The organism is Microbacterium sp. CSI-V, assembly GCF_001984105.1.
In the GTDB taxonomy this organism is placed as follows: Bacteria; Actinomycetota; Actinomycetes; order Actinomycetales; family Microbacteriaceae; genus Microbacterium.
The window spans coordinates 861240-887901 of sequence record NZ_MTQM01000008.1 but is presented as its reverse complement, the minus strand read 5'-3'; the positions used below and the strand labels follow the sequence as shown (position 1 = coordinate 887901).

24 protein-coding genes are annotated in these 26662 nt (G+C 71.8%); 19 read left to right on the top strand and 5 right to left on the bottom strand.

Annotated elements, in window-relative coordinates:
• The 3 genes from CSIV_RS10695 to CSIV_RS10685 form a co-directional block, all read left to right on the top strand.
• Window positions 1-3277, top strand: a 3277-nt coding sequence (locus CSIV_RS10695) for a glycohydrolase toxin TNT-related protein (RefSeq protein WP_077051332.1), incomplete at its 5' end; no start/stop codon positions are given.
• Window positions 3274-3840 (top strand): hypothetical protein, encoded by a 567-nt coding sequence (locus CSIV_RS10690; protein WP_077051331.1) that lies wholly within the window; start codon window positions 3274-3276, stop codon window positions 3838-3840. The genes CSIV_RS10695 and CSIV_RS10690, both read left to right, overlap by 4 nt.
• A gap of 69 nt (window positions 3841-3909) precedes the next feature.
• Window positions 3910-4191 (top strand): YrhB domain-containing protein, encoded by a 282-nt coding sequence (locus CSIV_RS10685; RefSeq protein WP_077051330.1) that lies wholly within the window; start codon window positions 3910-3912, stop codon window positions 4189-4191.
• Here CSIV_RS10685 and CSIV_RS10680 read toward each other — a convergent pair.
• On the bottom strand, window positions 4188-4622 hold the full coding sequence (locus CSIV_RS10680) for a hypothetical protein (protein ID WP_077051329.1): 435 nt from the start codon (window positions 4620-4622) through the stop codon (window positions 4188-4190). The genes CSIV_RS10685 and CSIV_RS10680 overlap by 4 nt on opposite strands.
• Before the next feature lie 59 nt (window positions 4623-4681).
• Here CSIV_RS10680 and CSIV_RS10675 point away from each other — a divergent pair, with 59 nt between their 5' ends.
• The 14 genes from CSIV_RS10675 (at window position 4682) to CSIV_RS18085 (ending at window position 17630) form a co-directional block, all read left to right on the top strand.
• Window positions 4682-5326: a TNT domain-containing protein gene (locus CSIV_RS10675; protein ID WP_077051328.1), complete on the top strand. Its 645-nt coding sequence runs from the start codon at window positions 4682-4684 to the stop codon at window positions 5324-5326.
• Window positions 5323-5964, top strand: a complete 642-nt coding sequence (locus tag CSIV_RS10670) for an SseB family protein (protein ID WP_077051327.1) — start codon at window positions 5323-5325, stop codon at window positions 5962-5964. The genes CSIV_RS10675 and CSIV_RS10670 overlap by 4 nt, the downstream gene beginning before the upstream one ends.
• Before the next feature lie 262 nt (window positions 5965-6226).
• Entirely contained in the window at window positions 6227-6628 is a 402-nt protein-coding gene (locus CSIV_RS10665) for a hypothetical protein (protein WP_077051326.1), read from the top strand.
• Window positions 6625-6936 carry a YrhB domain-containing protein gene (locus CSIV_RS10660; protein ID WP_077051325.1) on the top strand — a complete coding sequence of 104 codons (312 nt, stop codon included), beginning with the start codon at window positions 6625-6627 and terminating at the stop codon, window positions 6934-6936. Before CSIV_RS10665 ends, CSIV_RS10660 begins: the two co-directional genes overlap by 4 nt.
• A complete protein-coding gene (locus CSIV_RS10655) occupies window positions 6923-7183 on the top strand; it encodes a hypothetical protein (protein ID WP_077051324.1) in 261 nt (86 codons plus the stop codon). The genes CSIV_RS10660 and CSIV_RS10655 overlap by 14 nt, the downstream gene beginning before the upstream one ends.
• Before the next feature lie 17 nt (window positions 7184-7200).
• Window positions 7201-7614 (top strand): hypothetical protein, encoded by a 414-nt coding sequence (locus CSIV_RS10650; protein WP_175627593.1) that lies wholly within the window; start codon window positions 7201-7203, stop codon window positions 7612-7614.
• Window positions 7611-8606, top strand: coding sequence for a hypothetical protein (locus CSIV_RS10645; RefSeq protein ID WP_077051322.1), 996 nt, complete (start codon window positions 7611-7613; stop codon window positions 8604-8606). Before CSIV_RS10650 ends, CSIV_RS10645 begins: the two co-directional genes overlap by 4 nt.
• A 241-nt stretch (window positions 8607-8847) precedes the next feature.
• A complete protein-coding gene (locus tag CSIV_RS10640) occupies window positions 8848-9618 on the top strand; it encodes an FHA domain-containing protein (protein ID WP_077051321.1) in 771 nt (256 codons plus the stop codon).
• Window positions 9615-10688, top strand: a complete 1074-nt coding sequence (locus CSIV_RS10635; protein ID WP_077051320.1) for a DUF6177 family protein — start codon at window positions 9615-9617, stop codon at window positions 10686-10688. The genes CSIV_RS10640 and CSIV_RS10635 overlap by 4 nt, the downstream gene beginning before the upstream one ends.
• A complete protein-coding gene (locus CSIV_RS10630) occupies window positions 10688-10954 on the top strand; it encodes a hypothetical protein (protein ID WP_077051319.1) in 267 nt (88 codons plus the stop codon). Before CSIV_RS10635 ends, CSIV_RS10630 begins: the two co-directional genes overlap by 1 nt.
• A complete protein-coding gene (locus tag CSIV_RS10625) occupies window positions 10951-12300 on the top strand; it encodes an EsaB/YukD family protein (protein WP_077051318.1) in 1350 nt (449 codons plus the stop codon). The genes CSIV_RS10630 and CSIV_RS10625 overlap by 4 nt, the downstream gene beginning before the upstream one ends.
• On the top strand, window positions 12297-13121 hold the full coding sequence (locus CSIV_RS10620; protein ID WP_077051317.1) for a hypothetical protein: 825 nt from the start codon (window positions 12297-12299) through the stop codon (window positions 13119-13121). Before CSIV_RS10625 ends, CSIV_RS10620 begins: the two co-directional genes overlap by 4 nt.
• Entirely contained in the window at window positions 13118-17278 is a 4161-nt protein-coding gene (gene eccCa / locus CSIV_RS10615; RefSeq protein WP_237488870.1) for a type VII secretion protein EccCa, read from the top strand. The genes CSIV_RS10620 and eccCa overlap by 4 nt, the downstream gene beginning before the upstream one ends.
• On the top strand, window positions 17268-17630 hold the full coding sequence (locus CSIV_RS18085) for a hypothetical protein (RefSeq protein ID WP_077051316.1): 363 nt from the start codon (window positions 17268-17270) through the stop codon (window positions 17628-17630). Before eccCa ends, CSIV_RS18085 begins: the two co-directional genes overlap by 11 nt.
• Before the next feature lie 163 nt (window positions 17631-17793).
• On the opposite strand, the gene CSIV_RS10605 is transcribed toward CSIV_RS18085, so the two are convergent.
• Both CSIV_RS10605 and CSIV_RS10600 read right to left on the bottom strand, forming a co-directional pair.
• The gene (locus CSIV_RS10605; protein WP_077051315.1) at window positions 17794-19485 is read right to left on the bottom strand and encodes an amidase; all 1692 of its coding nucleotides are present in this window, start codon (window positions 19483-19485) and stop codon (window positions 17794-17796) included.
• The gene (locus tag CSIV_RS10600) at window positions 19482-20516 is read right to left on the bottom strand and encodes an agmatine deiminase family protein (RefSeq protein ID WP_077051314.1); all 1035 of its coding nucleotides are present in this window, start codon (window positions 20514-20516) and stop codon (window positions 19482-19484) included. The genes CSIV_RS10605 and CSIV_RS10600 overlap by 4 nt, the downstream gene beginning before the upstream one ends.
• A gap of 200 nt (window positions 20517-20716) precedes the next feature.
• Between CSIV_RS10600 and CSIV_RS10595 the strand changes: the two genes are divergently transcribed.
• Entirely contained in the window at window positions 20717-21715 is a 999-nt protein-coding gene (locus CSIV_RS10595; RefSeq protein WP_077051313.1) for a LacI family DNA-binding transcriptional regulator, read from the top strand.
• A gap of 187 nt (window positions 21716-21902) precedes the next feature.
• Window positions 21903-24734, top strand: a complete 2832-nt coding sequence (locus CSIV_RS18405; protein WP_077051421.1) for an ATP-binding protein — start codon at window positions 21903-21905, stop codon at window positions 24732-24734.
• On the opposite strand, the gene CSIV_RS10585 is transcribed toward CSIV_RS18405, so the two are convergent.
• On the bottom strand, window positions 24731-25534 hold the full coding sequence (locus tag CSIV_RS10585; protein WP_077051312.1) for an ABC transporter permease: 804 nt from the start codon (window positions 25532-25534) through the stop codon (window positions 24731-24733). The two genes, CSIV_RS18405 and CSIV_RS10585, sit on opposite strands and share 4 nt — an antisense overlap.
• Complete coding sequence (locus CSIV_RS10580) at window positions 25531-26541, bottom strand: ATP-binding cassette domain-containing protein (RefSeq protein ID WP_077051311.1); 1011 nt, start codon at window positions 26539-26541, stop codon at window positions 25531-25533. The genes CSIV_RS10585 and CSIV_RS10580 overlap by 4 nt, the downstream gene beginning before the upstream one ends.
• Window positions 26542-26662 lie beyond the last annotated feature (121 nt).

The window sequence follows — 26662 nt, the reverse complement described above, 5'->3', positions numbered from 1 at the left end:
TCAGGGTTCGTGGGGCTCGTCGACAACGGGGTCGTCGAGCGCTGCGGCGCCGGAGCAGTACCGCACGGTCACGAAGGAGTGGCACGAGTCGCAGGACCACGTCGACCGCAACAACGAGCTGATCGCGGCGGTCAACGCGCAGCAGGTCAAGCTGTGGGAGGCCGAACGGGCCTGCGCCAACCGCATCCGCGCCCTCTACGGTGCGCAGCCGCTGCACGCGGCGACGTCCGAGGACGACGCTCTCGGATACGGCATCTCCGAGATCCCCGAGGGCACCGACATGCCCTGGGGCGCTGAGGTGGAGCGCACCGAGGGCTGTGGCGAAGCGACGGCGAACTTCGTCTTCAAGGACTTCCTCTGGGAAGGCATCATCGTCGGTGGCGTCTGGGGCACGGTCACGGGTCTCGGCACTCTCGTGCTCGGCTACAACCCCGAGACCGGCGAGTTCTTCTCCGGCGACGCCTACGGGGCGGCCTGGGGCAACCTCGGCATGCTCGCGTTCTCGGGGGTGGCGAACTCGCCGCTGCTGGGGCCCCTGTTCTGGGCGGACAGTCTGGGCGAAGCGACCGGCGTCGGCGGATTCCTGCCGCAGGAGGTCCGCGACTTCAAGGCCAGCGCCGACGAAGCCGCCCTCAACACCGGCAAGGCGCTCATCGCGTGGGACAAGTGGCAGGACGACCCGGGCACCGCGCTCGGCGAATCGGTGTTCAACGTCGGCACCGCCTTGATCCCCGTCGGCGGCGCGGCCGTCGCGGGAGTGAAGACGGCGTCGACCGCGGCATCCGTCATCTCGAAGATGGCGCGGGTGGCCGACTTCGTCGACCCCGCTGCCCTCGCCATGAACGGGGCCCTGCGCCTCGGTGGTGCCGGCATCGGCAGCCTCGACAGCATCATCGGTCGCCTCGGGTCGAATGCCACCGACGGCTTCCACCTCAACACTCCCGACATGCCTTTCGTCGCCGACGATGCGGCCTCCGCGCTGCGCGCCCTCGACGACGCCGGAGTGGACCTCAACAGCATCACGGCACGCATCGAAGACGGTGTGCCGGTGTACGAGTTCCCGCCGACGGATGCCATCCCCTCGGGTCGCATCGAGATGCCCGCGGGCTCGTTCGACGGCGTGCGCGGCGGCGACGTCCCGGTACGCACCGACGGCGGAGCGGATGCCGGTGTCGCGGCGCCCGCGCGCGAGCCCGAGCTGGTCTCGGCCGGCGGTGTCCGAGGCGAGGCCGGCCCCGGCGCCGTGAACTCGATCGTCCAGGATGCGCCGGTTCGTACGGAGACCGGTGGCGCGGGTGAGTCGACGGTCGTGCGGGAGCCCTCCACCGAGACCGGTGGCGGCAGCAGCAACGCCGGCGGGCAGGGCGGTTCGGAGACCGGAAACGGCGGCGGTCTGGGCCGTGGCGGCGACGATGCGAACGGCGGCGGACGCGGCGACGACGCGAACGGGGGCCAACGCGGCGAAGACGCGAACGCGGGCCGCGGCGGCGACGACGCCAATACGGGTCGGGGCGATGACGGCGCGGATACGGGCCGTGGCGATGACAGCACTGGATCCGGCAACGCAGATGACGGCGCGAGCCACCACGGCATCGACGACGGTGACACCGGGTCGGGCCGTCTCGGCGACGACGTCGCGGGCGATCCGGAGAACGCCGGGACCGTCCCGCCGAAGGATCCCGACGCCCCGGCCTGGCAGAGCACGGAACAGAGCGATCTCTTCCTGTCCGCCCCCGAGAAGGTCGCGGTCGACGATTTCCTCGCCGACTCCCGAGCCGCGGAGCCCCGGATCACAGACGACGTCGTCCGTATCGTGGGCGACCAGCCGGGCGCCCGTCTCGAAGGGCTCGAGTTCCGCCTCAAGGGCGACGATTCGATGTATCGCAAGGTGTCGGCCGACCTCGGGTACGGCGACCTTCCGGGCGTCCGAGGCGATGTGGACTCCGTCCTCGGCAACATGAAGGACTCGGTCCGCTACACCGTGATCGTGCCTACCGAGAGCTACGCAGCCGGCACGCGCACGGTCATCGACAGCCTCGCCTCGGACGGGTACCAGCCGTACGGAACCTTCAAGAACACGTGGGGCGCTGACGGGTACCAAGGGATCAACAGCAACTGGGTCGATCCCGCCTCTGGCCGCGTCATCGAGGTGCAGTTCCACACCGAGGAGAGCTTCGCGGCGAAGATGCAGACGCACACGCTCTACGAGATGGAGCGTCTGCCCGGCAACACCCCCGAGACCCTGGCCGACCTCCGGGCGCAGCAGCAGGAGATCTTCTCGCAGATTCCGCGGCCCTCCGACGCTCCGTCTCTCGGTTGGCCGCAGGGCGTCGACATCGTCGACCCGTCCGCTGCGAAGACCGCTGTCGACGATGGCCTCGGTTCTCCGGCAGGAGCGCATCCGCACGACGGAACCAACCTCGCCGGCTCCCCGCGGCACGCGGACGATGGCGGGGGCACTCCGCGATCGGGCTCCGAGACGCAGTTCGCCCTCCCCGATCAGGACGTGCGACCGGCGGACGGCATCGACTCGGCGACCGGTCCGGTCGACCCGTCCGACACCCACCGTCTCCAGACCGATCCGGGATCGGATTCGCCGAGCGGAGTCGCGGATGGACACGCCCCCGCGCTCGTCGATGCCAATGGACGAGACCTCAGCGCCGTCGTCGGCCGGAGCGACCTCGACGCCCAGCAACTCGACGAGTATCTCCGTGCCGACCGCCCCCAGGATTACGCGACCTATGAGCAGACGGGCGTGTGGCCTGCAGACGTCCAGATCCCCCGCGGCCCCGAGGTACTCGCCCCCAACCACAGGGTCGACTGGAGCCAGGTCCCGCACGACGGATTCGCGACGCGCACGGGGAGCGACGGTGAGGTCATCGTCATCCGCGAGGACGGCCACCCGGCCGCCGGCACCCTCGTCGACCGCTACGGTCCGGGCGGTCGTTTCACCTCGCCGATCGGCGAGGATGGGCCGGCGGACTACGCGTCGCGGTCTCTCCCCTACGTGGAAGACCCCGCGCACTATCACCAGTACGAGGTCACCGGCGATCTGAGTGACATCCCTGCGGCGGTTCGCAACCACCCCGATGCGGAGTTGCGCCAGGAGATCGGCAACCTCATGAACGCGTACCAGCTGTCCTTCGAAGACCTGCGCGTGCAGGTGGGTCCGATCGCGCCGGGCTTCGGCCAGCGCGGCGGCGGGACGCAATACCTGTTCCCGCTCAGTACCGACATGATGGAGAGGCTCGGGTTGATCAAGGAGGTCCGTCAGTGACGTTGACACGCGAAGAGGTCCTCGACGCCATCCGCACCGAGGGTCTGACCGGATACCGCTGGTTCGAGGACGCGACGAACGAGACCGACGTGATCGCGATCCAGCGGACCTCGGACGGATGGGTCGTCTTCGCGACCGATGAGCGCGCGACCCCGATCGGACGCCGCGAGTTCTCGTCGGAGGAACCCGCCCTCGAGAACTTCCTTTCTCGCCTGCGCTCGCTCAACAGCGTGGCCGCCTGGCACGAGAAGAATCGCCAGAAGAAGGCTGCGGAACACCAGGCCCAGACCCCCGCGGACTCACCGCGGTACTTCGTGCGTGAGCTGCGGATCGATGGCGAGCTCGTGCCCGCTCGCCTCTTCCGCCGACGCACCGACTCGACCGGCACGGTCGACGAGTACCTCGTCGACGTCGACACGTGGGCTCCCGACACCCGGGGGGTGCTCGACCGCGCTATCCGCTTCTCACTCGACTCCGATCTGGAGGAGATCTCCGACGACGCGGCCCAAGACATCTTCGACATGGTCGCCAGCCGCACGTATGTCCCGCTTCGCCGCCGCTGAGGACGCATCCCACGGCATCCACTCCCCGATACACCAGCACCGGTCTGAACGTCACGAGGCGAGGCTGAGATGATCGACGCGGCGGCCGCCCGTGAGCTCGTGCGTCAGGCCCTCCGTCACGCCGCGGACCGCGGCGGCGTGCGGTGCGTCCTCGTCGGAGAGACCCTCGACTACGGCGCGTGGTGGGTTCAGGGCTATCAATCCGAGGCGTTCGCCGTTCACGGCGATGTCTTCCAGGCTCTGGCCGGCAACGGCCCCTATGTGATCCCGAAGGACGGGGACGCCGTTTTCACGCTGTCGAGCGCAGAACCCGTCGATGCGCAGATGGCTCGCCTCGCCGCAGCCGGTTAGCTCATGAGGCGTGCGCTGATGAGGGCGAGCGATTCGTCGACGACATGGCTGTATCGGATCGCCTGGCGTTTACCCGCGATCGCGGCGCGCCGACCGTTCCACCGGACCGAGTACACGGAGCCTTCTTCGGTGATCACGACGCTGGGATCAGCCCGGGCGGGGAAACAGTCCTCGAGTCCCTGCTCGAGTCGCCAGAGCACCCCGAACCGCATGAGGAGGAAACGATTCGCGTCCTCCTCCGTTTCGAGGACCGCCTCCGTCGTCCGAGAGCCGCGATTCTCGATGTCCACGTGCCACGTGGAATCGGCGGTGCGGCGAACCGCCAACGCGGTCTCCGGGTTCCACCACCCTCGTGTGGCCTCACCGGGGCGCAGCGGTGTGGGGAATCCGGCCCGGTGCGCCCACATCTCGAGGGTCTCGCTACCGTCCATCGATCCATCATCCCCCGCGGCGCCGGAACACCTCGCGCTGTCGACCGAGAGGCACGCCCATGACCGTTGACTGGCACCACGTCCGTCTGAGGCTCGATGAAGCAGCCATCCCCGCGGAGTCCGTCGTGCTCCCCGGAGACGAGACGTCGCCGTGGGAGGGGGCTCTCCGCGTCGTCGAGACTCCCGGGCACGGCTGGGTTCTCGACACGCTCGACTACGGCCAAGCGCGCCCGTTGCTGGCACGTGCAACTGCTGAGGAGATCCAGTCGGCGCTGTACGCGTACCTCCTCAGCCCCCTCCCCCCGGCAACGGTCATCGTTGCGGACGAGCGCGAACGTCTCCTGGACTGGGCGGCGCCCCACGTGCTCGACCTGCTGGCGCGTGCCGAGAATCCTCTCGTGATCGATGCCCCCGCCGGTCTCCTCCTCGACCGCATCGGGGCACTCGACGGCTTCCTACTCTTCCCCGCAGGAACGTCCTTCGAGGCACGCTCACTGCCCGTGTCGGCGCTGAATCAGCCCCTCCACGAGTTCGTGACCGCGACGACGATCCGGTTCGAGGTGCAGCGAGTCGCCCCGTGGTTCGGACGCCCGGGCGGCGGCCTTCGCTTCTCCGTCATCGAGCCCGGGGTCGGCATTCGTGACCTCGTGCGGGAGGGGCGACTCACCCGGCTCACCACTCCGACGGACGCGCCGTCGACGTGAACGACCAACGGCCCGACAAGGAGCTCGAATCGATCATGCTCCGGGCGCAGGCCGGCGAGGTCGCCTCGGAACAGGTGGCATCACTCCTCATCCGGTCTGACCTCGTCGCCCTGGTTGACGGCGAAGCCGGCGCGGCGTCCATCGAACCTCTCGTCGTCCATCGTGGTGACGCGACGTTCCTCGCCGCATTCACCGCGGCCGACAAGGTCCCGGCAGAACTCGGTACCGGCCGAACCGCGGTCGTGATTCCCGCGCGCACCTTGGTGGGCGGCGCCGCCGACGGTGTGGGGATCGTCGTGAACCCCGGCGCTCCGGATGCGATGGAGATCCCACCGACCGCGCTCGCCGCGCTGCGCGACCTCCTTGCCCCGCCATCGACCCGATACTTCATGCGAGAACAGGTCATCGAGGGAAAGCTCGTTCCGGTCTCGGTCTTCCGCCGCAGGATGGATGCAGAGGGTCCCGTCGACGAGCGTCTCCTCGACGTGGATTCCTGGACGGAGGACAAGTTCCGCACGGTCGAAAAGGCCATCCGCTTCCCTCTCGAAGCGGACATCGAAGAGATCTCCGTCGAAGCAGCACAAGAGGTGTTCGAGATGGTCGCGCGTAGGACCTACACGCCGCTTCGGCGCCGCTGAGAAATGAAGAGCGCAGAACGCGACGCCGGCGACTGATCGAGAGGGAGTGACGTGATGACGGGGCCCAGAGGAGTACCGACCGTGACGCGACCGCAGCCCGACGCCCTCATCTCCGCGGCCGTCGTCGCGTACCACGTGTGGGGCCGCGTGGCGATGCCCAGCGCCGACGAGCCGGCGGCGGCCGACCTCGCCCAGCGCGCCGGCGTCGATCCCGCCGCCCTGCTCCGCGGGGTCCACGACTCGGATCGGAAAGGAACGTGGCATGGACGAAGGACAGACGAGAGATTCCATGGAACAGTTGGCGCGCCGACTCGTCCTGGAGTTGCGTTCCCGCGGAGATGTCGCGGACGGCGCCGCGGTCACAGAGATCCGGGACAGCCCGACCCCCTGGCTCACGTTGGAGTTCACTCTCTACGATTTCTTGCCGGTTGCTTTCTTCTACGACCGTGGATGGGGCGGCTTCAGCGTCGACTACGGGTCTCGCCGCGTTTCGCTCCTCACACTCACAGACGTGCATTTCGACCACGGCCGCGTCCGGGTCGCGAAGGCGGTCGACGACGCCCTCACGGCGGCTCGCCTGCGAATCCCGGACAAGTTCCTGGCTGCTCACGGCTGGTCTGCTCAACAGCGGCAGACCGAATCATCGACTGAGGGGGAAGTATGACGCCGGACGGCAAGACGCCACCTCTCACCGCCGAGGAAGCGGAAGCAGTCGCGATTCGCTTCCTCGCCCGTTCGACCGAGGATGACGGCATCCCGCGGGTCATTCTCGGCCCCGCGGTCGAAGCAGGGCCGAATTGGGTGTTCTACTATCAAGGCCGCGGCTACGTCGAGCGCGGCGATCTCGACGAGATGCTCGTGGGGAACATGCCGATCGTCGTCCCCCGCGATCATCGCCCGCCCCACGCCCTCAGCGCCTTAGAGGATGTCGATACTCAGATACGACGGATGGCGGACGATGCAGATCGATGAGTTCCACGACATCGTCGACTCCGAGCGTCTCCGCAGATTCCTGAACGAAGGCGCGCCCGAAGGATCGACGTCGAGCAAGGTCTGTGTGTTCAAGAACGGCGCACGGTGGGTGACGTTGCACACCGACGAGAGGGCTGCGGTGATCACCAGAACCCGCAGAACGTTCGACACTCGGGCAGAGGCTCTCGAAGATGCCGTGGACGGTCTTCGTCTCCTCCGGGACCTCGAGGAGTTTCGGCCCGCATGACAAAGGTGCCCGTCAGCATGACGTTGTTCGAGTATCGCGGCAAGCGGTACCCACGCCACTCCGGGGGCGACGACTACGTCCGCCTCCAGACGGACGGCCCACCGTCGCACGAGATCTTTCCGGACGCGATCGAGTTCAATGACGACCCCTCCGACCCGTGGGTGAAGCTCCCGCGCTGCGCCATCTCCGGGCGATACGCACAGGAGGTGACCGCCACGTGGCACGGCGTTCCCGTCACCATCGATGAGCGCGTCAGGCACGGCCTCAGCCGTGGAATGGTGACGATCCGGTACGAAGGCGTCGAACCGGCCACCGCTCTCGCGGCGGGGCTTACGGGCAATCAGAACGACGGATGGTCGGCACTCGTGTCGCCAGACGAGGTTGAGAGGGTGCACGTGGAAACGACACGACTTCCCCCGGTGCGGGAATGACGGAACCGTCGTCGACCCGCGAGAACGTCACGAGCGGGTTCATCGTCCGCAGCTCGGGGACCTGGGTCCAGACGCCGGACGGCTGGTTCGTCTCGACGTCGGCGATAGCCGAGGGTGGACCCATTCAGGACCTCTTCCTCTTCGACCACGAGGGAATGAACTCCCGCCAGGTTCCTCCGGGCGCGGTTATCAGCGCCGAAGACGTGGAGTCTGAGGCGCTCTACAACGGACACTGGATTCCGCTCGTATCCACGTGGAGAGACGGCTCGACGAGAATTCGAGCGCCCCTCCCCTCGTCGGAGAGCAGACACTTCGCGGTCCTCTACGTCTACTCGAGCCCGGAATGGAAGGCGTTGGTGTCATTGCCACGCGCCGAGGTGCACGACTCGCGGGGAGGGAACGGCGGCGTCTCCTTCCGCGTCCCGCTGACCGAATTCGACGACTATCGAGAAATCATCACGCCGCTTTTCGGCGCCTCGATGGCATCCGAGCAGACCATTCCGGCCTCGAAAGATCTCAGCGCCGTGGACGAAGTGGGCCGCCTGGCGCCGGATGTCATCAGCGTGACGCGCACCGATACCGCGGTCGTTGTACAGGCCGACGAGATGACTCTTCGTGTCACCCTGGCGGGCCGCACGTGGCGCGTGCGGAAATCGTGGCGATCGGACGACCGCGGGGTTGCTTTCGAGGCAACCGACGAGACAGACATCGCGCGATTCCTGATCGCAATGTTCGCGAATGACATCCGGCGCGCGCGTGGGCTCACGCCTCGGCGCAGAGCGGTGACGCTGTCGGACGAAGGACTCGCTCAGCCCGCAGCCTGGTTCACGCTTTCGCGCGAGCCGGATGCCGGATTCGTGCTGACCGACACATACCGGCGAGTCCGCTGGCGCTTTGCGAGCGACCTGGATGCGGCTCGATTCAGTTGGATCGCACAGCTGGCGTGGACGGATATCCGCGCCGAGTTCGGCCGGAGCGAGGAGGTCCCGTGATCCCTGAAGAAGTGCTCGCCGCCCCCGCAGGGGCACCGTGAGTTGACGGAGGAAGGTCCGGCGCTCGAGAACTTCCTGTCGCGGCTTCGCTCAGCAGCAGCGTCCGGACGTGGCAGAAGCCCACTGACCCGCCGGTGAGCGGATAATTCTGCCGCCCCGCGGGTTATCCACGCAAGAGAGGGCCCGAACGGGCGCCGTCGGACCGACCCGCATAGGGTGGAAGGTCGAGGGAGGGGGCCCGATGACGAGCACGCACGATCCACTGCGCCTGGCCGACGTCGATCCGCTCGTGTTCACCGAGCGCGCCCGCGGGGGTCAGATCGTCGGAGCCGTGGCACTGGATGTCGTCATGCCCGTGGCGCTGCTGACGGCCGGGATCATCGTCATCGTCGCCGGACAACCCGCCCTCGGCTGGGTCTTCGTCCTCGCGGCGCTGGCACTGCTCGCGGTCGCGGTGTGGCTGCTCGGCCGAACCGGTCGCACGGTCGGCGTGGCCACCGTCGACGCGCGGATCGTCCGCCGCACGACCGGGGCGGCTGCGGGTGCCGGAGCGCTGTGGGCCCTGGCATCCGGCAAGCTCGCCATGTTCGACGTGCGGCGCGGCCGAGACCCGTTCGCCCCGGCGATCGCGGCGTTCCAGTTCCCCGAGGCCGTCGCCCCGGCGCCGAGCCGCGCGCGCCGCGGCATGGTGCCGACGCTGCTGCTCGACTCGGGCGAGCGCCTCACGCTCGACACCGCGCTGGTCCTCGGCCGCGACCCGTCGGCTCCGGCCGATGCGCCGGCCGAGGTGTACCGCTGGGCCGACATGTCGCGCACGCTCTCGAAGTCGCACGTGCGCCTCGAGTGGGACGGACGCCAGATGTGGGTCACCGACCTCGGCTCGACCAACGGCACGTTCGTCCGCGGCGCGGGCGCCTCTACTCCTCTTCTTCCCCACCAGCGCACGCCCGTGCCCACCGATGTCGTCCTCGAGATCGGTGACCGCACCCTGACCGTCCGGGATGCCGCATGAGCACCGTTGCACACCCCCTCCTCGACGCGGCCGGCCCCGGGTGGGCCGGCACCGAGACGCGTACGCCGATCGTCGCGCTCACCACGGCGATGAGCGACTTCCTGCACAAGACCGCGAGTCAGGGGCTGCGACCGATCATCGTGTCGAGCGAGTTCTCGCGCATGACCCAGCCGCTCGCGCAGGTGCTGTCGGCCGTCCAGGGCCGCTGGGTCGTGCGCACGCGCACCGACGGCTTGTACGACGCCCGGACCGGTGTTCGCCTGGACGCCCCCGCCGATGCGCTCACCACCGTGTCGCCGACCACCGACAACGTCCATCCGCTCTTCGTCCGGGCGCAGGTGGCATCCACTCTGCAGGTCGTGGCGACGGTGTCGACGCGGCACCGGGTGACGCGTCCGGTCCGCCTCGGCGGCGTCGCCGAAGCCGCGGTCGCCCTCTTCAGCGGCGCCGAGCCGACGGCGTGGGGTGCGGTCGAGCCTCTGCTCGCGCCGTGGGACCGCGACGACCTGACCGAGCGGTCGCGGCGGCGCGTCCCGCTCGACAGCCACTGGGTCGCCGTCGGCGGCGGGGACCGCGCGGTGCTCTCGACCGTCCAGGTCGGCCGCACGAGCGAGGGTCTGGAAGAGACCACGCGCGTGTGGGCGGCGGTGCCGGGTGTCGGGCGCGAGTCCGGGGCGACGGCCACGGCGGAGGCGCGCGAACTCCTGGCCCGCGCCGCGACCGTCGGCCTCCCCCTCATCGGCATCTCCTTCGCCGCGATCGGGGCTCCCGATCTGGCGCGGCGGGCCACGGCATCCCCCCAACCCGAACCGCTCGCTCTGCTCATCGGGCCCGTCGGCATCCGCGCGCTGGGCATCGACGCGAAGCGGTGGATCGACGAGGTCGGCGGCACCACGGTCGGCAGCCCGCGGCTGCCCGGGGTCCTGCTTCCGCTCGGCTCGACGGACGGCGGCGGGTGGGGGCGCCTCAACGACGTCCTGTCGACCCTCGACCCCGAACGCCTCGGCGAGCTGCTCAACCTCGCCCCGCACGTGCGCGCGCAGCTGCGCGTCTCGGAAGGAGTGCGCTGATGCCCGACCAGCGGGACACCGTCCTCATCGAGCAGGCGAAGATCCAGCGCATGCGCCTGGGCGCCGCGCTCGTCTACGGCCACATCGGCGAACGCCGCACCGTCAACGACCACATGAAGCGTCTGATGGGCTCGATCGTCGTCGCCGCGATCGCGTGCGCCGCGTGCGTCGGCGTCTCGTTCGTCTCGCAGCTGCTGACCGAGCGCGCCCAGCAGGCGGCCACGACCTCGACCGTCCAGACCCCCACCGGAGCCGTGACCCCGTGAGCATCTACACCCGTCTGACCGTCGCGGGATCCGAACGCCGGGCCGAGGTCGTCGTCCCGAGCGGCGAGCCCGTGGGCGCCGCGATACCGCGTCTGCTCGACCTCCTCGGCGAGACCGCCGGCACGGTGGCGCGCCCGCTCGCCGTGATCGCGCCCGACGGCGAGCAGATCGACATCGCGCTCACCCCGCAGCAGCTCGACCTGTCCGACGGCACGCTGGTGCGACTGGTCCGCCTGGATGCCGCACCCCCGCCGCCCGTGGTGATCGACGTCACCGACGCCGCCGCCGACGCGCACGACGCCCGCCCCGACCGTTGGGACGACCGGGCGCGCACGATCGCCGGTGCTACGGGGATCGCCGGGGCGTTCGCGGTCGCCGGGTGGCTGTCGCCGTGGTCGTCGCCGGCTCTCGCCGCGTTCGCGCTGCTCGCGACCGCCGTGGTGCTCGCCGCGATCGCGACGGGTCTGGGGCTGGGCGGCCTCCGTCGGCTGTCCACGTGCGTGGCGGCGGCGGCTGCCGGTCTCTCCCTCCCCGTCGGCAGCGCGACGATCGGCGCCCTGTCGTCGATGGGTCACGCCACCGACGCGTCGATCCTCTCCGGCATCGCGGCCGCGCTCGCGACCGGAGCCACCGTCGCACTGCTCGGCGTCGGCGTCGCGCACCGCCGTCGCGGCGCCGCGGCGGGCGGAGCCCTCGGCGCGGTGCTCGCCTCGATCCTCCTCGGGCTTCTCCTGGCGGGGGTGGATGCCGTTTCGGCTTCGGCCGTCGCCGGCGTCGCCGCCGCGTTCGCCACCGGCCCGCTGCCCTGGATCGCCCTGTCGTCGGCGGGGCTGACCGACCTCGACCAGCGCGCGGCCGCAGGTTCGCCGCCCGCCCGGCCGCGGGCGTTCGCCGCGATCGACGAGGCCTACGCGTCGCTGACGTGGAGCGTGGGGGCGGTGGCATCCGTCCTGGGTGTGACCGGTGTCGTGCTCGCACTGTCGGGGACGATCTGGACCGAGCTGCTGGCTCTGGCGTTCTTCCTGGTCGCCGCGCTCCGCACCCGGGCGTTCCCGCTGCGCTGGCAGGGCTGGTTGCTGTGGGCGGCGGCCGGCGCGATCGCCGCCGCGGGTCTCACCGTGCTGCTCGTGGGCGGTGGCGGCTGGATCGGCGCGGGCGTCGCCGTCGTCGTCGCCGCGCTGATCGCGACGATGGTGCTGGTGCGGCCGCGGCCGCACGTCCGCGCGCGCCTGCGGGGTCTCGGCAACGTCCTCGAGACGCTCGCGGTGGTGGCGCTGCTGCCGCTGCTCGTGGGCACCCTCGGCATCTACGCCGAGCTGCTCGGCATGTTCGGCGGCCGGTCGTGACCGTGCTCGATCTGCGGGCGCTCGCGACCGCGGTGTTCGGGAGCGGCGCGAACGCCCGCACCGAGCTCACGTCGTGGGATGCCGCGATCCGGGGCGGCCTGTCGACGACCCGCCGTGTCGGCGTGGTGTCGCTGTCGCCCGGCGCCGGGACGAGCACGGTCGCCCACCAGCTGGTGCGCGCGGTCGCCGCGCGCCGCAGCGAACCGGTGCTCGCCGTGGACGTCTCCTCGGGCGTGCCCGGTCTCGCCGAGCGACTCGGCGCCGGGTCGGTTCCGCCGGACGACACCCGCGCGTCGGCTCGGACGACGGCGGAGGCGCTCTCCGGCCTCGAGGTGCGCGACGGCGTGGTGGCGCTGCGGCCGCGCGACGCCGACGACGCCGTGGGCGCGTGGCTCGGCGAGGCCGCGCCCATCGCCCGGTTCTTCGACGTGTCGGTCACCGACTTCGGGGCGCGGCATCCGCTGGTCGACCTCGCCGCGTGCGCCGCCCTGTGCGATGTCGTCTGTCTCGTGGGCGACGCCCGCCGCTCCCCGGCCGAGCACGCACGCTCGGTGGTGGACGCGATCGCGGGGCTGCCCGAATCACCGTCCGTCGTGCTGGCGCTGGTGGATCACGCTCGCGAGGGCGACGGGGTCGCCCGAGCCCTGGCGACCGGCTCCGACCACCCCGTCGTGGCGGTGCCGTTCGACCCGGGCCTGGCCGCCGGGGGTCACGCGCGCCGCTCGGCGACGCAGCTCGCCGTCGTGCAGCTGGCCGCCGCGCTCGTCGCCGCCGGCGGAAGCGCCGCGCGGGCACGCGCCGCCACGGGGAGGACCGCATGACCGTCCGCATCGTCCACCGTCCCGCGCGCATCAGCGAGGCCGTCGAGCCCGCGGCCGACGTGATCCTCGCGCCGCCGCCACCGATCGGCGAGGGCGCGACGGGCTTCCCGCTGCAGTCGCTGCTGCCGATCGTGGGCAGCCTGTCGTCGATCACGATGATCGTGCTGCTGCGCAACAACCCGATCATGGTCGTGGTGGGCGCCGTCATCCTCGTCGTCGCCCTCGTCGGCGGCCTCGGAATGGCCCTCACCCAGCGCGGCAACGCCGCCCGTCAGCGACGCGTGCAGCGCGAGCGCTACCTCGACTACCTCGAGGAGACACGCGAAGCCGTCCGACAGACCGCCGACGCGCAGCGCACCGCCGCGCTCGCCCTGCACCCCTCCCCCGGCACGCTCGTCGAGATCGCCGCCGACCCCGCCCGCCGGTGGGAGAGACGACCGGGGGATGCCGATTTCCTCCGCGTCCGCATCGGCACCGGCGACCTGCGCGCGGTCGAGGTGGCGCTCCCTCCGGAGCAGAACCCCGTGCAGCCGTTCGACCCCGTGATGCGCGAGTCCGCCGAGCGCATGGTGCGCCTGGCCGGCATCGCGCAGGGCATGCCCGCGACCGCCGACCTCGAACGCGGCGGTCAGGTCTCGCTCGTCGGCGCGCGCGGCGACACCCTGCGCGTCGCGCGGGCGCTGGCGGCGCAGATCGCGGCGTTCCACTCCCCCGACGACGTGCACATCGCCGCGGCCATCGCGCCCGCCCAGCGCGACGACTGGCACGGCCTCGACCTGCTGCCCCACCTCTCCGGCGACACCCCGCCCGCCGGTGCGGTCACCGCCCGACGTATCGCGCCGAGCCTCCCCGAGCTGCTGTCGCTGCTGCGCGACGAGCTCCGCGACCGCGTCGCGACCGCCGCCGCGTCGCGCCGCGCGGGTCGTAAGACCAAGCCCGGACGCCTGGTGATCTTCGTCGACGAGGCCGATCACGCCGCGTCCCCCGTCCCCCGCCTGGATGCCGCCCTCGACCTCGCCGCCCTCGGCGTCACGGTCGTGCACCTCGTCGACGACCGTCTGAAGGAGCCCACGTCGGTCGCCGTCCGCGTGACCGTCGAGAACGGCACCGCGACGGTGGAGACCCCGGGAACGGGTGAGGCGGCGGTGAGCGGCATCCGGATCGATCCCGTCACGCCCGCAGCCCTCGACGTGGTGGCGCGCCCGCTCGCGGGGCTCCGGCTCACGCGCACCTCCGCGCAGGACTCCGGCACCGCGCTCGCCCCCGACGTGACGCAGCTCCTCGGCGTCGCCGACGTGGATGCCATCGACACCTCGGCCGCGTGGCGCACGCGCAGTGCCGCGGAGTTCCTGCGCGTGCCGATCGGCGTCGACGACCAGGGCGGACCGGTGCTGCTCGACCTGAAGGAGTCCGCGCAGCTCGGCATGGGGCCGCACGGCATCTGCATCGGCGCGACCGGTTCGGGCAAGAGCGAGTTGCTGCGCACGCTCATCCTGGGCCTCGCGCTCACGCACGCGCCCGACGACCTCAGCATGATCCTCGTCGACTACAAGGGCGGTGCGGCGTTCGCGCCGTTCTCCCGGCTCCCGCACGTCGCGGGCATCATCGACAACCTCGCCGACGACCCGCAGCTGACCGAGCGCGCCCGCGCGAGCATCCAGGGCGAGGTCGTGCGCCGGCAGCGCCTGTTGAAGGATGCCGGGAACGCGGCATCCATCGGTCACTACCGGCAGATGCGCCGCGATCGCCCCGAGCTGCCCGCGCTGCCGCACCTGTTCCTCGTGATCGACGAGTTCGGCGAGCTGCTCACGGCCGAGCCCGACTTCGTGGAGTTGCTGCTGACGATCGGGCGCATCGGCCGCTCGATCGGCGTGCACCTACTGCTGTCGAGCCAGCGGATCGAGGGCGGACGCCTCCGCGGACTCGACACGTACCTGTCGTACCGGATCGGCCTCCGCACGTTCTCCGAGTCGGAGTCGGCCGTGGTGCTCGACACCCCCGACGCCTTCCACCTGCCGGCGATCCCCGGGTTCGGGTACCTCAAGGTCGACACGTCGGTCTACACGCGGTTCCGCGCGGGGTACGTGTCGGGCCCGGTGCCCGATCCGGTCGAGTCCGGTCCGCGGCACGACGATGCCCCGCCGGTGCTGCGCCTGCCCGCGTACGACCTGCCCGAGGACTCGCCCGAGGCCGAGCAGCTCGACAGCGCCGAGCCCGAGACCCCGACCACCGGTCGCACGCTCGTGCAGGCGGCGACCTCGCGGCTCGCACGCGGCATCGCCCGCACCCGCCCGGTGTGGCTCCCGCCGCTCCCGCCCGTGCTGACCCTCGGCGGAGTGCTGCCGCAGGCGGACGGGGCCGGGACGCTCCGCGCGCCGATGGGCCTCCTCGACGACCCGTCGAAGCAGACGCAGTCGCCGTGGATGCTCGACCTCACGCGCTCGGGCGGCCACGTGTCGATCACCGGTGCGCCGCAGTCGGGGCGCTCGATGTTCCTGCGGACGCTCGCGGCCTCCCTGTCGTTCACGCACTCGCCGCGCCAGGTGAGCATCTACGGCATGGACCTCACCGGCGGCGGGCTCGCCCGCATCGAGCCCTTCCCACACGTCGGTGGTGTCGCGACGCGCGGCAACCGCGAGCGGCTCACGCGTCTGCTCGAGGAGCTCACCGGCATGCTCGCCGTCCGCGAGCGCGTGTTCCGCGACCAGGGCCTCGACTCGCTCGCCGACATGCGCCGTCAGCACGCCGACGGGCGCCTCCCCGATCTCCCCAGCGCCGACGTCGTGCTGCTCGTCGACGGGCTCGGAGCCCTGCGGCAGGACTTCGAAGACCTCGAGACACCGCTCGGGCAGCTGCTCGAACGCGGCGGCAGCTTCGGCATCCACGTCGTCGTCGCCCTCTCGCGCTGGAACGAACTGCGCATGAACCTGCAGGGACTCATCGGCACGCGCCTCGAACTGAAGCTCAACGACCCCGCCGACTCGCAGATCGCGCGCAAGCTCTCGCAGACGCTCCGCGCCGACGAGCCCGGCCGCGTGCTGACCGACGAGAAGCTGTTCGCGCAGATCGCGCTGCCGCTGCTCGAAGAGGTCGACGACGGCGACACCGGCGAGGCGCTCGAACAGCTCGCGCGCGAGAGCGCGGCCCGTTGGGGCGGTCAGGGCGCGGCGCCCATCCGGCTGCTGCCCGAGGTGCTGTCGCCGTCCGAGCTGCCCGACGCGATCGACGAACCGGATGCCGTGCCCCTGGGCTTGCGCCAGGACACGATGCAGGCGGTGTCGCTCGACCTCGTCACGCGCGACCCGCACCTGCTCGTACTCGGCGACAGCCGCTGCGGCAAGACGACGCTGCTGCGCGGCATCGTGCAGGGCGCGATCGACCGGCACTCGGCCGAGGAGCTGGTCGTCGCGCTGATGGACGCACGCGGCGAGCTGGCGGCGGAGATCCCGGATGCCTACCTCGGCGGCCACGCGTCGTCGGGTCGGCAGGGGCGGCTGCTGGCCGAATCGATCGCGGTCGAGCTCGAGAAGCGCGCGAACGATCGCGACGCGGGTCCGCGGATCCTCGTGATCGCCGACGACTTCGACATCCTCGCCGCCGGTGGCACCGAGCCGCTGCGCCCGCTGCTGCCGTACCTGGCGTCGGCGCGCGACCTGCGGCTGAACGTCATCGTCAGCCGCCCGGTCGCGGGCGCCTCGCGCGCGATGTTCGACGTGGCGCTGCAGGGCATCCGCGACACCGGCGGCACCGCGCTGATCATGTCGGGCGACCGCTCCGAGGGCGCGCTGCTGCCCAAGCTCTACGCCGAGCCGATGATCGCGGGCCGCGGCCGACTGGCGCGCCGCGGCGAGCGTCCGACCCTCGTGCAGGTGGCGAACTTCGTTGCCGGCGAGGGTGATGGCGCGGGTGCTTCGACGGTGGGCGCGCCGGCGGAGGCGGAGCCCGTGGCGGATGCCGACGCGACCGGGGCCGTGGACGAGACGACGCGCGAGGTGGCACCTTCGGGCGCTGCTTCCGCACCGGCTGCCGCCACGCCGTCGAGTGACGACGTCGACGAGGCGACCCGCGAGGTGGTCGCCGCGCGGGGTCCCGCGACAGCATCCGGCGGCGAGGACCAGCCGCTGACCCGACGGAGGAGAGACAACCGTGCCCCGTAACAGCGTCGCGTTCACGCGCGAACCGGTCGACATCGAGTCCCTGGCCGAGGCGGTCTCAACGGTGCTGACTCCCGAGGAACTCGCGGCGACCGAAGTCGAAATCCGCCCCCTCGACGATGGCGCGGCCGCCCAGGTGGTCGTGGCCGAGCGCGTCGTCCTGACCGTCCTCCGCCCCCGGCTGACGCCACCTCCCGCCGAACTCGCCCGGGTCTACGGCGCGGTCGAGGTTGCACCGGATGCGCGCTGGTCGACGGACTGCTTCGTGACCTGGGAACCCGAGGGCGTCATCGGCGTACGGCTGCTCGAAGCCGCGGCCGCGGCGCGCGGCGGTGTGGCGGCGCACCTGGGCTGAGCTTCACCCACAGGGCTCGCCGCGCGGGCGCGACGCACACGGTTTGGGGCGCATTCCGCGCATTGGGGCGCGCAATTCACGCCCCAGCGCGCGAATACCGCCCCAAACCCGACAACGCCGCCGAACGCGGCACCCCTCGGCCGCGCCGGGCGCCGGGCCGCCGCTACCCCAGCGCCGGAGTCCGCGGGGGCACCGTCCGCCGCGGGCGCAGCGCCTCGAACGCCGCGGCCATCGACAGCAGCGCCGCGTCGTCGTACGCGCGGCCCGCGAACGTCACACCCGCCGGCATCCCGATGTCGGGCATCGTCCCGAGCGGCACTGTCACCGTCGGCACCCCGCAGTGGCGGATCGCGAGGTTGCCCGTCGCGACCCACACGCCGTTGCGCCACGCGATGTCGGCCGAGGCCTCGTTCACGTCGGCGTCGGCGGGCGCCACGTCGCTGAGCGTCGGGAAGACCACGGCGGCGAAGCCGTTGGCATCCATCCACTCCTCCAGATCGCGGCGCCGTGTCTCCTCGAGACCGCGCACCCCCTCGGCGAGCGCCGGGATCTCGGAGAACGAACCGACCGGATGCTCGCGAACGTGCGAGGGGTAGAGAGGGATGTCGTCGTCGAAACCGGTGTACCGGTCGGGCAGCGCTCCCTCCGGGTGCGGGAAGATCGCCGCGCCGTCCACCGCGGCCAGACCGGGGTGGCCGGTGCCGCGGAGGAAGTCGTCCCACGCCCACGCCGACAGGTCGACGATCTCGCGGTGCAGGAACTCCTCCGACACCAGACCCCGCGTCTTGATCGTCGGCGCCCCCGGACGGTCGCCCTCGTAGTTGCTGACGAGCGGGAAGTCGCAGTCGACCACGATCGCGCCCGCGGCCTCGAGATCCGCGCGGGCCACATCGAAGAGCTCGCGCAGCGACGGCCGCAGCTCGATCGGCTCACCGGTCGGCCCGCCGACGCCGCGCGGACCGGTCCCCACCAGCGGATCGTCCCCGAGGAACATGCGCGGGATGCCGATGCGCTTGCCCCGCAGCGAGGACCCCTCGGCGAGCTCGGCGAACGACGGCGGCCGCACCTCGTCCACCGTGGGGAGCGGAACCCACGGCTGCGCGCGCCAGAAATCACCGCGCGTCTCGGGGTCGTCGGCGACAATGACGTCGAGCACCGCGAGCAGGTCGGCCATCGAGCGCGTGTGCGGCACGACGACGTCCATGGTCGGCACGAGCGGCCAGTTGCCGCGCACCGAGATCATGCCCCGCGACGGCGTGTACGCGCACAGGCCGTTGCACGCCGCGGGGGCGCGGCCGCTCGACCACGTCTCCTCGCCCAGGCCGAAGACGCCGAACGACGCGGCGGTCGCCGTGCCCGAGCCGTTGGACGAGCCGGACGCGAACGCCGACGTCAGGAAGTCGGCGTTGTACGGGCTCTCGGCCCGGCCGTACAGCCCGCGCTGCATGCCGCCGTTCGCCATCGGCGGCATGTTCGTGAGTCCCAGGCAGATCGCACCGGCCTCGCGCAGCCGCGCGATCGTGAACGCGTCGTTCTGCGCGACGAGGTCGGCGAACGCCGGGCTCCCGGCAGCGACCGTGAGGCCGCGCACCATGTAGCTGTCCTTCGCGGTGTACGGGATGCCGTCGAGCAGCCCCCGCGCCTGGCCCGCGGCGCGGCGCGCGTCCGACGCCTGCGCCTCGGCGAGCGCGTCGGGGTTGCGGACCACGACGGCGTTGAGCTTCGTCTCGGTGTCGGGGCCGTCGTACGCGTCGATGCGCGCGAGGTGTGCCTCGACCAGCTCGACGGCGGTGGTGCGCCCCTCGGCGAGGGCGGCGGCGAGATCGGCGATGGATGCCTCGACCACATCGATCATGCGGACACCTCCGGCTGCTGCTGGGTGATGCAGTGGATGCCGCCGCCGCGCGCGAAGATCTCGCGGGCGTCGACGGTCACGACCCGGCGACCCGGGTAGACCTCCTCGAGGATGCCACGGGCCGTGGCATCCGCTTCCTCCTCGCCGAAACCGCAGGCGATCACGCCGCCGTTGACCACGAGGTGGTTCACGTAGCTCCAGTCGGTGTCGCCGTCGGCGTCGCGGACGGTGGCCGGCGCGGGCAGGTCGCGGATGTCGAACGGGCGGCCCGCGGCATCCGTCTGCGTCTCGAGGAAGGCGCGCAGCGTGCGGGTGACCGCGTGGTCGGGGTGCGCGGCGTTGCGCTGATCGTGGAGGAGCAGCACGCCGGGCGAGGGGATCGTCGCGACGATGTCGACGTGTCCGCTGGTTCCGAAGTCGCCGTAGTCGCGGGTGAGGCCCCGCGGCAGCCACACGGCGTGCGTCGCGCCGAGTGTCCGGAGCATCTCGGCCTCGACCCGCTCCCGGGTCGCGTACCGGTTGCGGCGCGGATCGAGCTGCACGGTCTCGGTCAGCAGGACGGTTCCCTCACCGTCGACGTGGATGCCGCCGCCCTCGTTCACGAACAGCGACGGGACGAGCTCGGCACCGGCGGCCTCGGCGATGATCCGGCCGTGGTGCGCGGCCTTCTGCCACACCGACCAATCGTGGTCGCCCCAGCCGTTGAAGATCCAGTCCACGGCCCCGAGGACGCCGGGGCGCTCGGGGTCGACGACGAACGTCGGACCGGAGTCCCGCATCCAGAACTCGTCGACCGGCGCCTCGACGACCTCGATCTCGCTCGACAGCAGACGGCGGGCGCGAGCGAGCTCGGACGGGTCGACGAGCATCGACACCGGCTCGAAGGCGGCGACGGCGTGGGCGACCGCGGTCCACGCGGCGTAGCCCGCCTCGCGCTCGGCATCCGTCTCACCGAGGGTCGGACCCTCGCTCGGGAACGCCATCCATGTGCGGGAGTGCGGGGCCGTCTCGGACGGCATGCGCCAGGTCATCGGGGGTCCTCTCGTGGGTCGTCGTGGCCGTTTGGGGCGGGTTCTTCGCTTTGGGGCGGAAGAACCGCGCCCCAACAGGAGTAACGCGCCCCAAAGCCCGGGGAGGGCACCGCGGGGTCGCGGCCTCTCCGTCGCGTCACACATTAAACGTTTAAGTGAATCCCTTGCAAGACCCGATCCATCGGGTATCGTCGGCCTGCGTGACCCCCCGCAAGCCGACGCTCCACGACGTGGCCGCCGCCGCGGGCGTGTCGATCGCGGCGGTGTCCTTCGCCCTGCGCGACAAGCCGGGCGTCTCGACCGAGACGAAGGACCGGGTGCTCGCCGCCGCGAGCGAACTCGGGTACACGGTCAACGTCCCCGCGCGCAGCCTCCGCACCTCCCGGTACGGCGCGATCGGTCTGTACCTGCCGCCCGGATCGACCCGGCTGCCGTACTACACCGAGTTCGCCTTCGGCGTCGTGGATGCCGCCGACCGCCTCGGATTCTCCGTCATCCTGCTGCCCCACCGCGACACCGACGACGCCTCCCCGCCGACCGCCTTCGTCGACGGGTACATCGTCGTGGATGCCACGACCGAGGATGCCGGCATCCGGAGCATCCTCGACGCGGGGCGACCGGTCGTGAGCGGCGAGCACGTGCTCGGCGGTGACGAACGGGTCAGCGGCAGCGTCGTCTACGACCACGTCACGGCGACGACCCGACTGCTCGACCATCTCGCCGCCGCCGGCGCGCACCGGATCGCCGCCGTGCTGCCGCCGGACGGAACCGTGTGGAGCCGGGACGTGGCGGACGCGTACGTCGCGTGGACCGCGGGGCGCGGCGACGAACCGCTGTCGCGCCGCATCGGATTCATCCCCACGGCGGCCGAGGTCACGGCGGCCGTCGGCGACCTGCTGACCGTCGCGGAGGTCGACGCGATCGTCGTCGTCCCGAGCGGATCTGCGGCTCCGGCCCTGGACTCCGCCCTGCGCGCGGGCCGGCGCGTCGGGGAAGACCTGCTCCTGGCCGCGTACGTCGACGAGCCCGTGCACGGATTGCTCACGCCCAGCGTCACGTCGTTCGACCTCGAGCCCCGCGACGTCGGCGCCGCCTGCGTCGCACTGCTCGCGGAGGTGTGGGATGCCGACCCCCACGACCGCGTCCGCGCCGTCCAGCCGCGACTCCTCGTGCGCGACAGCACCTCGCGGGCGCGCTGACGCGGTGCGGGCCGGGTCGCCGACCCCGGTCGCCGCATCGCCGAGACTGCATCCGGCTGACAAAGCCACGGCACGCTGCCGTGGGTTCGTCACGCGGATGCAGTCCCGCGGGTCGGGCGCCCCGCCGCGCGCCCCGGCACTCCGGCGGTCGCCCGGCCGGGACGCCGCGCGACCTAGAGTGAACACCGTGCAGGTGAGGTTCTTCGGCGGCCTCTCCGTGTCGTCGGGCGCGGACGAGGGAGCGATCCCCGGACGCGGGCAGCAGGCGCTGCTGCTGCGTCTCGCCGTCGACGCCGGGACCACTGTCGGATACCGGGCCCTCGCCGACGACGTCTGGCCCGCCGACTCCCCGGAGGATCCCCGCGCCGCTCTGCAGTCGCTCGCATCCCGCCTGCGCCGGGCCCTCCCCGACGGGATGCTCGCGTCGGTTCCGGGCGGCTACCGGCTCGACCTCGCGCGCGACGCCGTCGACATCACGCGGTTCCAGGATCTCGTCGCCGCGGCGCGCGCGGACGGCGACTCCGCCCTCGCCCGCGACGCGCTCGCGCTGTGGACCGGCGACCCGTGGATCCCGCACGACGGCTTCGACTGGCTCGTGCGCGATCTCTGGCAGGACCGCGGCCACGCGGAACGTCTGGTGGTGGCATCCCCTCCCCCCGCCCCGGAGGCCGCGAGGGTCCCCGCCGCGATCGCCGGGCTCGTCGGTCGCGCGGCCGAGCTGGGGGCGATCCGCGACCGCCTCGGCACCGACCGCCTCGTCACGATCATCGGACCGGGTGGCGCCGGCAAGACCACGCTCGCGCTCGAGACCGTGCGCGCCACCCCCGACGTCCTGGTCGTCGAGCTCGCGCCGGCCGCCGCCGGAGAGGTCTGGGGCGCTCTCGCAGGCGCTGTCGGACACGGCATCCGGCTGAACGAGACGACCACGACCCCGCCGATGTCGCCGCGCGAGCGCGTGCTCGAGGCCGTCGCCGGGCGCGACGTGGTCGTCGTCCTCGACAATTGCGAGCACGTGATCCGTGAGGCCGCCGAAGTCGCACAGACGCTGCTCCTCCGCACGCCGGACCTGCGGATCCTCGCGACGAGCCGCGAGCCGCTGGGCGTCGTCGGCGAAGCCTTCGTCGATCTCGGCCCCCTGCCCGCCCTCGACGCCGACGAGCTGTTCGCCCGGCGCGTCCGCTCGGCACGCGGCATCCCGCCCTCCCCCGACGAGCGCGAGACGGCCGCGAGCATCGTGCAGCGCCTCGACGGCCTCCCCCTCGCGATCGAGTTGGCCGCGGCCCGTGCCCGCACCCTCACGCTCGCCGAGATCGACGCGGGCCTCAGCGACCGCTTCGCGCTGCTCGCGAACGGTCCGCGCCTCAGCCCCGGCCGCCACCGGACGCTCCGCGCCCTCATCGACTGGAGCTGGGACACCCTCACCGACGCCGAGCGGGTAGCTCTGCGCGCGTCGTCGGTGTTCCCCGACGGGATCGGCAGCGGCGACGCCGACGCGATCGCCGGCGCCTTCGGGGTGGATGCCACGGTGTTCGACGCCCTCGTGGACCGCTCCCTGCTCGTGCGGCGCGACGGACGGTTCCGGCTGCTCGAGACGGTCCGCGAGTACGGGCTCGACCGGCTGCGCGCCGAGGGCGCCGAGACCGGGTTCCGCGAACGCGCGGCCGACGTGCTCACCGTCCTCGCCGCCGACCGCGAGAGCACGATGCGCGGACCGGGCCTGCGGGCCGGGCTCGCGTGGTTCGACGCCAACGAGGAGAACCTGTCGTCCGCGCTGCGCACGCGCACGGTCGGCCCGGACCGGCGACCGGGCCGGCGTCTGCTGCGCGCGCTGCTCTGGGCGTGGGCGGTGCGCGAACGCGTCGAGGAACTGCGCCCCGCTCTCGCGGCCTTCGCCGATCCGGACGCTCCGCTCGACGACGAGCCGAGCGTCGTGATCGAGTCGCTCGCGCTGTTCTCGGCCTCCTTCCCCGAGCCGGGCGAGACTCCGACGTTCGATCCCGCGCGATTCCGGGCACGGCGCCGCGCGCTCGAACAGGCGGCACCGCGTCATCCCTCCGAGATCACCGTCCTGGTGGCCCCGCTCCTCCGCCTCGCCGAGACCGTGCTGCAGGCGCACGGCTCACCGGCCGGCCGCGCGTGGCACGTCGATGTCACGGACGACGAGATCACGTCGACGCCCCCGTGGTCGCGGGCGACGCTCCACATGCTGCGCGCCGGCGCCGCGCAGAACGCCGGCGACGCGGCGGCCCTCGGCGTCGAGAGCGAGCGGGCGCTGCGCCTCTTCACCGAGGTGGGAGACCCGTGGGGCACGGGCATCGCCAGTCAGCTGCGGTCCGAGTGGCTCATCCTCGCGGGTCGACTCGAGGATGCACTGGTCGTGAGCGACGACGCCGCGCGGATCGTGGACGGCCTGTCGTCGGTGTCCGACCTCCTGCAGATGCGGGCGCAGTCCGTCGGCATCCTGCTCCGGCTCGGCCGGCTCGACGAGGCACGGACGCGCGCGGTCGAGATGGAGACGGTCGCCGCCGCCGACGGCTCGGTCCGCGCCCTGTCCCAGGCGCGGATGGCGGCGGCCCAGGTCGAGATCTCGGCGGGAGACGGCGCGGCGGCTCTGCGCCAGTCACAGGCGATCCGCCTCGAACCGGGATTCCCCGACCAGATCACGGCGTGGGCCGGCGCGCAGGGCGCGCAAGCGCTCATCCTCCTCGACCGCCTCGATGAGTCCCGCGCCGCCCTCCGGGAAGCGCTGCCCCTCGCGGTCCGGTCGCACGACCACCCGATCGTCGCGGCCGTCCTCGTCGCCGTCGCCGGATGGAGCGCCGCGTCGGGCCGCCCCGACGTCGCGCGCGAAGCGCTGGCCCGGGCCGAAGCCGTCCGCGGCGCGGCGGACGAACGCGATCCGTTCCGGCGCTGGGTCGACGAACGCCTGAGCGCGGACACCGGAGAGGCTCCGGCATCCGCGCCCGGCATCCCTCTGGGAGAAGTGGATGCCGACGTGCTCCTGGCGCTGCTCGACTAGGCCTTCCGCATGTAGGCGCGCACCGTCAGAGGCGCGAACACCGCCACGATGACGGCCGCACCGACCAGCGACAGGACGGCGTCCGAGCCGAGCGTCCCGGAGTTCACGAGGTCACGGACCGCGGTGACCAGGTGCGACACCGGGTTGATGTCGACGAACCACTGCAGCCACGAGGGCATCGTGTTCGAGGGCACGAAGGCGTTCGAGAGGAACGTCAGCGGGAACAGGATCAGGATCGACACGCCCTGCACGCTCGACGCGGTCCGCGCGATCACGCCGAAGAACGCGAAGATCCAGCTGATCGCCCACGAGCAGACGATGACCAGGATGCCGGCGAGCACGACCGCTCCGAGGCCGCCCTCGGGCCGGAAGCCCATGATGAAGCCCATCGTGAACGTCAAAGTCGTGGCGATCGCGTACCGCACGGTGTCGGCGAGCAGCGCTCCCGACAGCGGCGCGATGCGCGCGATCGGGAGCGACCGGAACCGGTCGAATACGCCCTTGTCCATGTCTTCGCGCAGCTGCACGCCCGTCACGACCGAGGTCGTGATGACGGTCTGCACGAGGATGCCGGGGATGATGATCGGCAGGTAGCTCGCGACGTCACCGGCGATCGCGCCGCCGAAGATGTACGTGAACATCAGGGTGAAGAGGATCGGCTGCACCGTGACGTCGATGAGCTGCTCGGGGGTGCGGCGGATCTTCAGAAGACCGCGCCAGGCCATCGTCAGGGTGTTGCGGAACGTCTGCCCGAGCCCCGCGGTGTGCGGCAGGTCGCGCGGAATCGTGATCGCGGTCATGAGCGGACTCCTTCCAGGTCGGCGGCGTTTTCGCGCGCCGCGTCGTCGTCGGCCGGCACTCCGCTGCCGGTGAGCGTGAGGAACACCTCGTCGAGGGTCGGCTGCTGCACGCTGAACTCGCTCAGGTGCACGCCGGCCGCGCGGAACGCCACGAGCAGGTCGGTGACCTCGTCGGGGTCGGACATCGGCACCGTGAGGCGCGCCGCCTCCGGAGAAACGACGGCCGTGGCATCCAGGACGCGCGCGATGGTGGCGCGGGCGACCTCGAGGTCGGAGCCCGGCTGCAGGCGCAGCACCAGCGACGCCTGACCGACGGATGCCTTGAGCTCGAGCGCCGTGCCCTCGGCGACGACGCGTCCGCGGTCGATCACGGCGATGCGGTCGGCGAGCTGGTCGGCCTCGTCGAGGTACTGCGTGGTGAGCACGACGGTGGAGCCGGTCGAGACCAGCCGCCGGATCGTGTCCCACATCTGTCCGCGGGTGCGGGGGTCGAGGCCCGTCGTCGGCTCGTCGAGGAAGATGAGCGGCGGTTGGGCGATGAGGGATGCCGCGAGGTCGAGCCGGCGCCGCATGCCTCCGGAGAACTTCGCCAGGGGCCTGGATGCCGCCTCGGTGAGGCCGAACTCCTCGAGGAGCTCGGTCGACTTGCGGCGGGCATCGGCCCGCGACAGGCCGAGCAGGCGCGCGAAGATGATGAGGTTCTCGGTGGCCGAGAGCTTCTCGTCGACCGAGGCGAACTGCCCCGTGAGGCCGATGAGCTGCCGGACGATGTGCGCGTCCTTGACGACGTCGTGGCCGAAGATCTCGGCCCGCCCGCCGTCGGGACGCAGCAGCGTCGTGAGCATGCTGATGGTGGTGGTCTTGCCGGCACCGTTGGGGCCGAGAACGCCGTAGACGGTCCCGGCTTCGACGACGAGGTCGACGCCGTCGACGGCCCTGTTCGAGCCGAACGTCTTGACGAGCCCTTCGGCTCGCACCGCGGGAACGCGGGTGGATGAGGTGGTCATGACGACAGGATGCGCCGCGGGCTCTGTCGCGCCGCTGTCACGGCGGGGGTGGTGCTGTCACGGCGCTGTCAGGGCCGCGGCGGGGTGGGGGCGGGGCAGTGCGATTCGCCGAGACTGCATG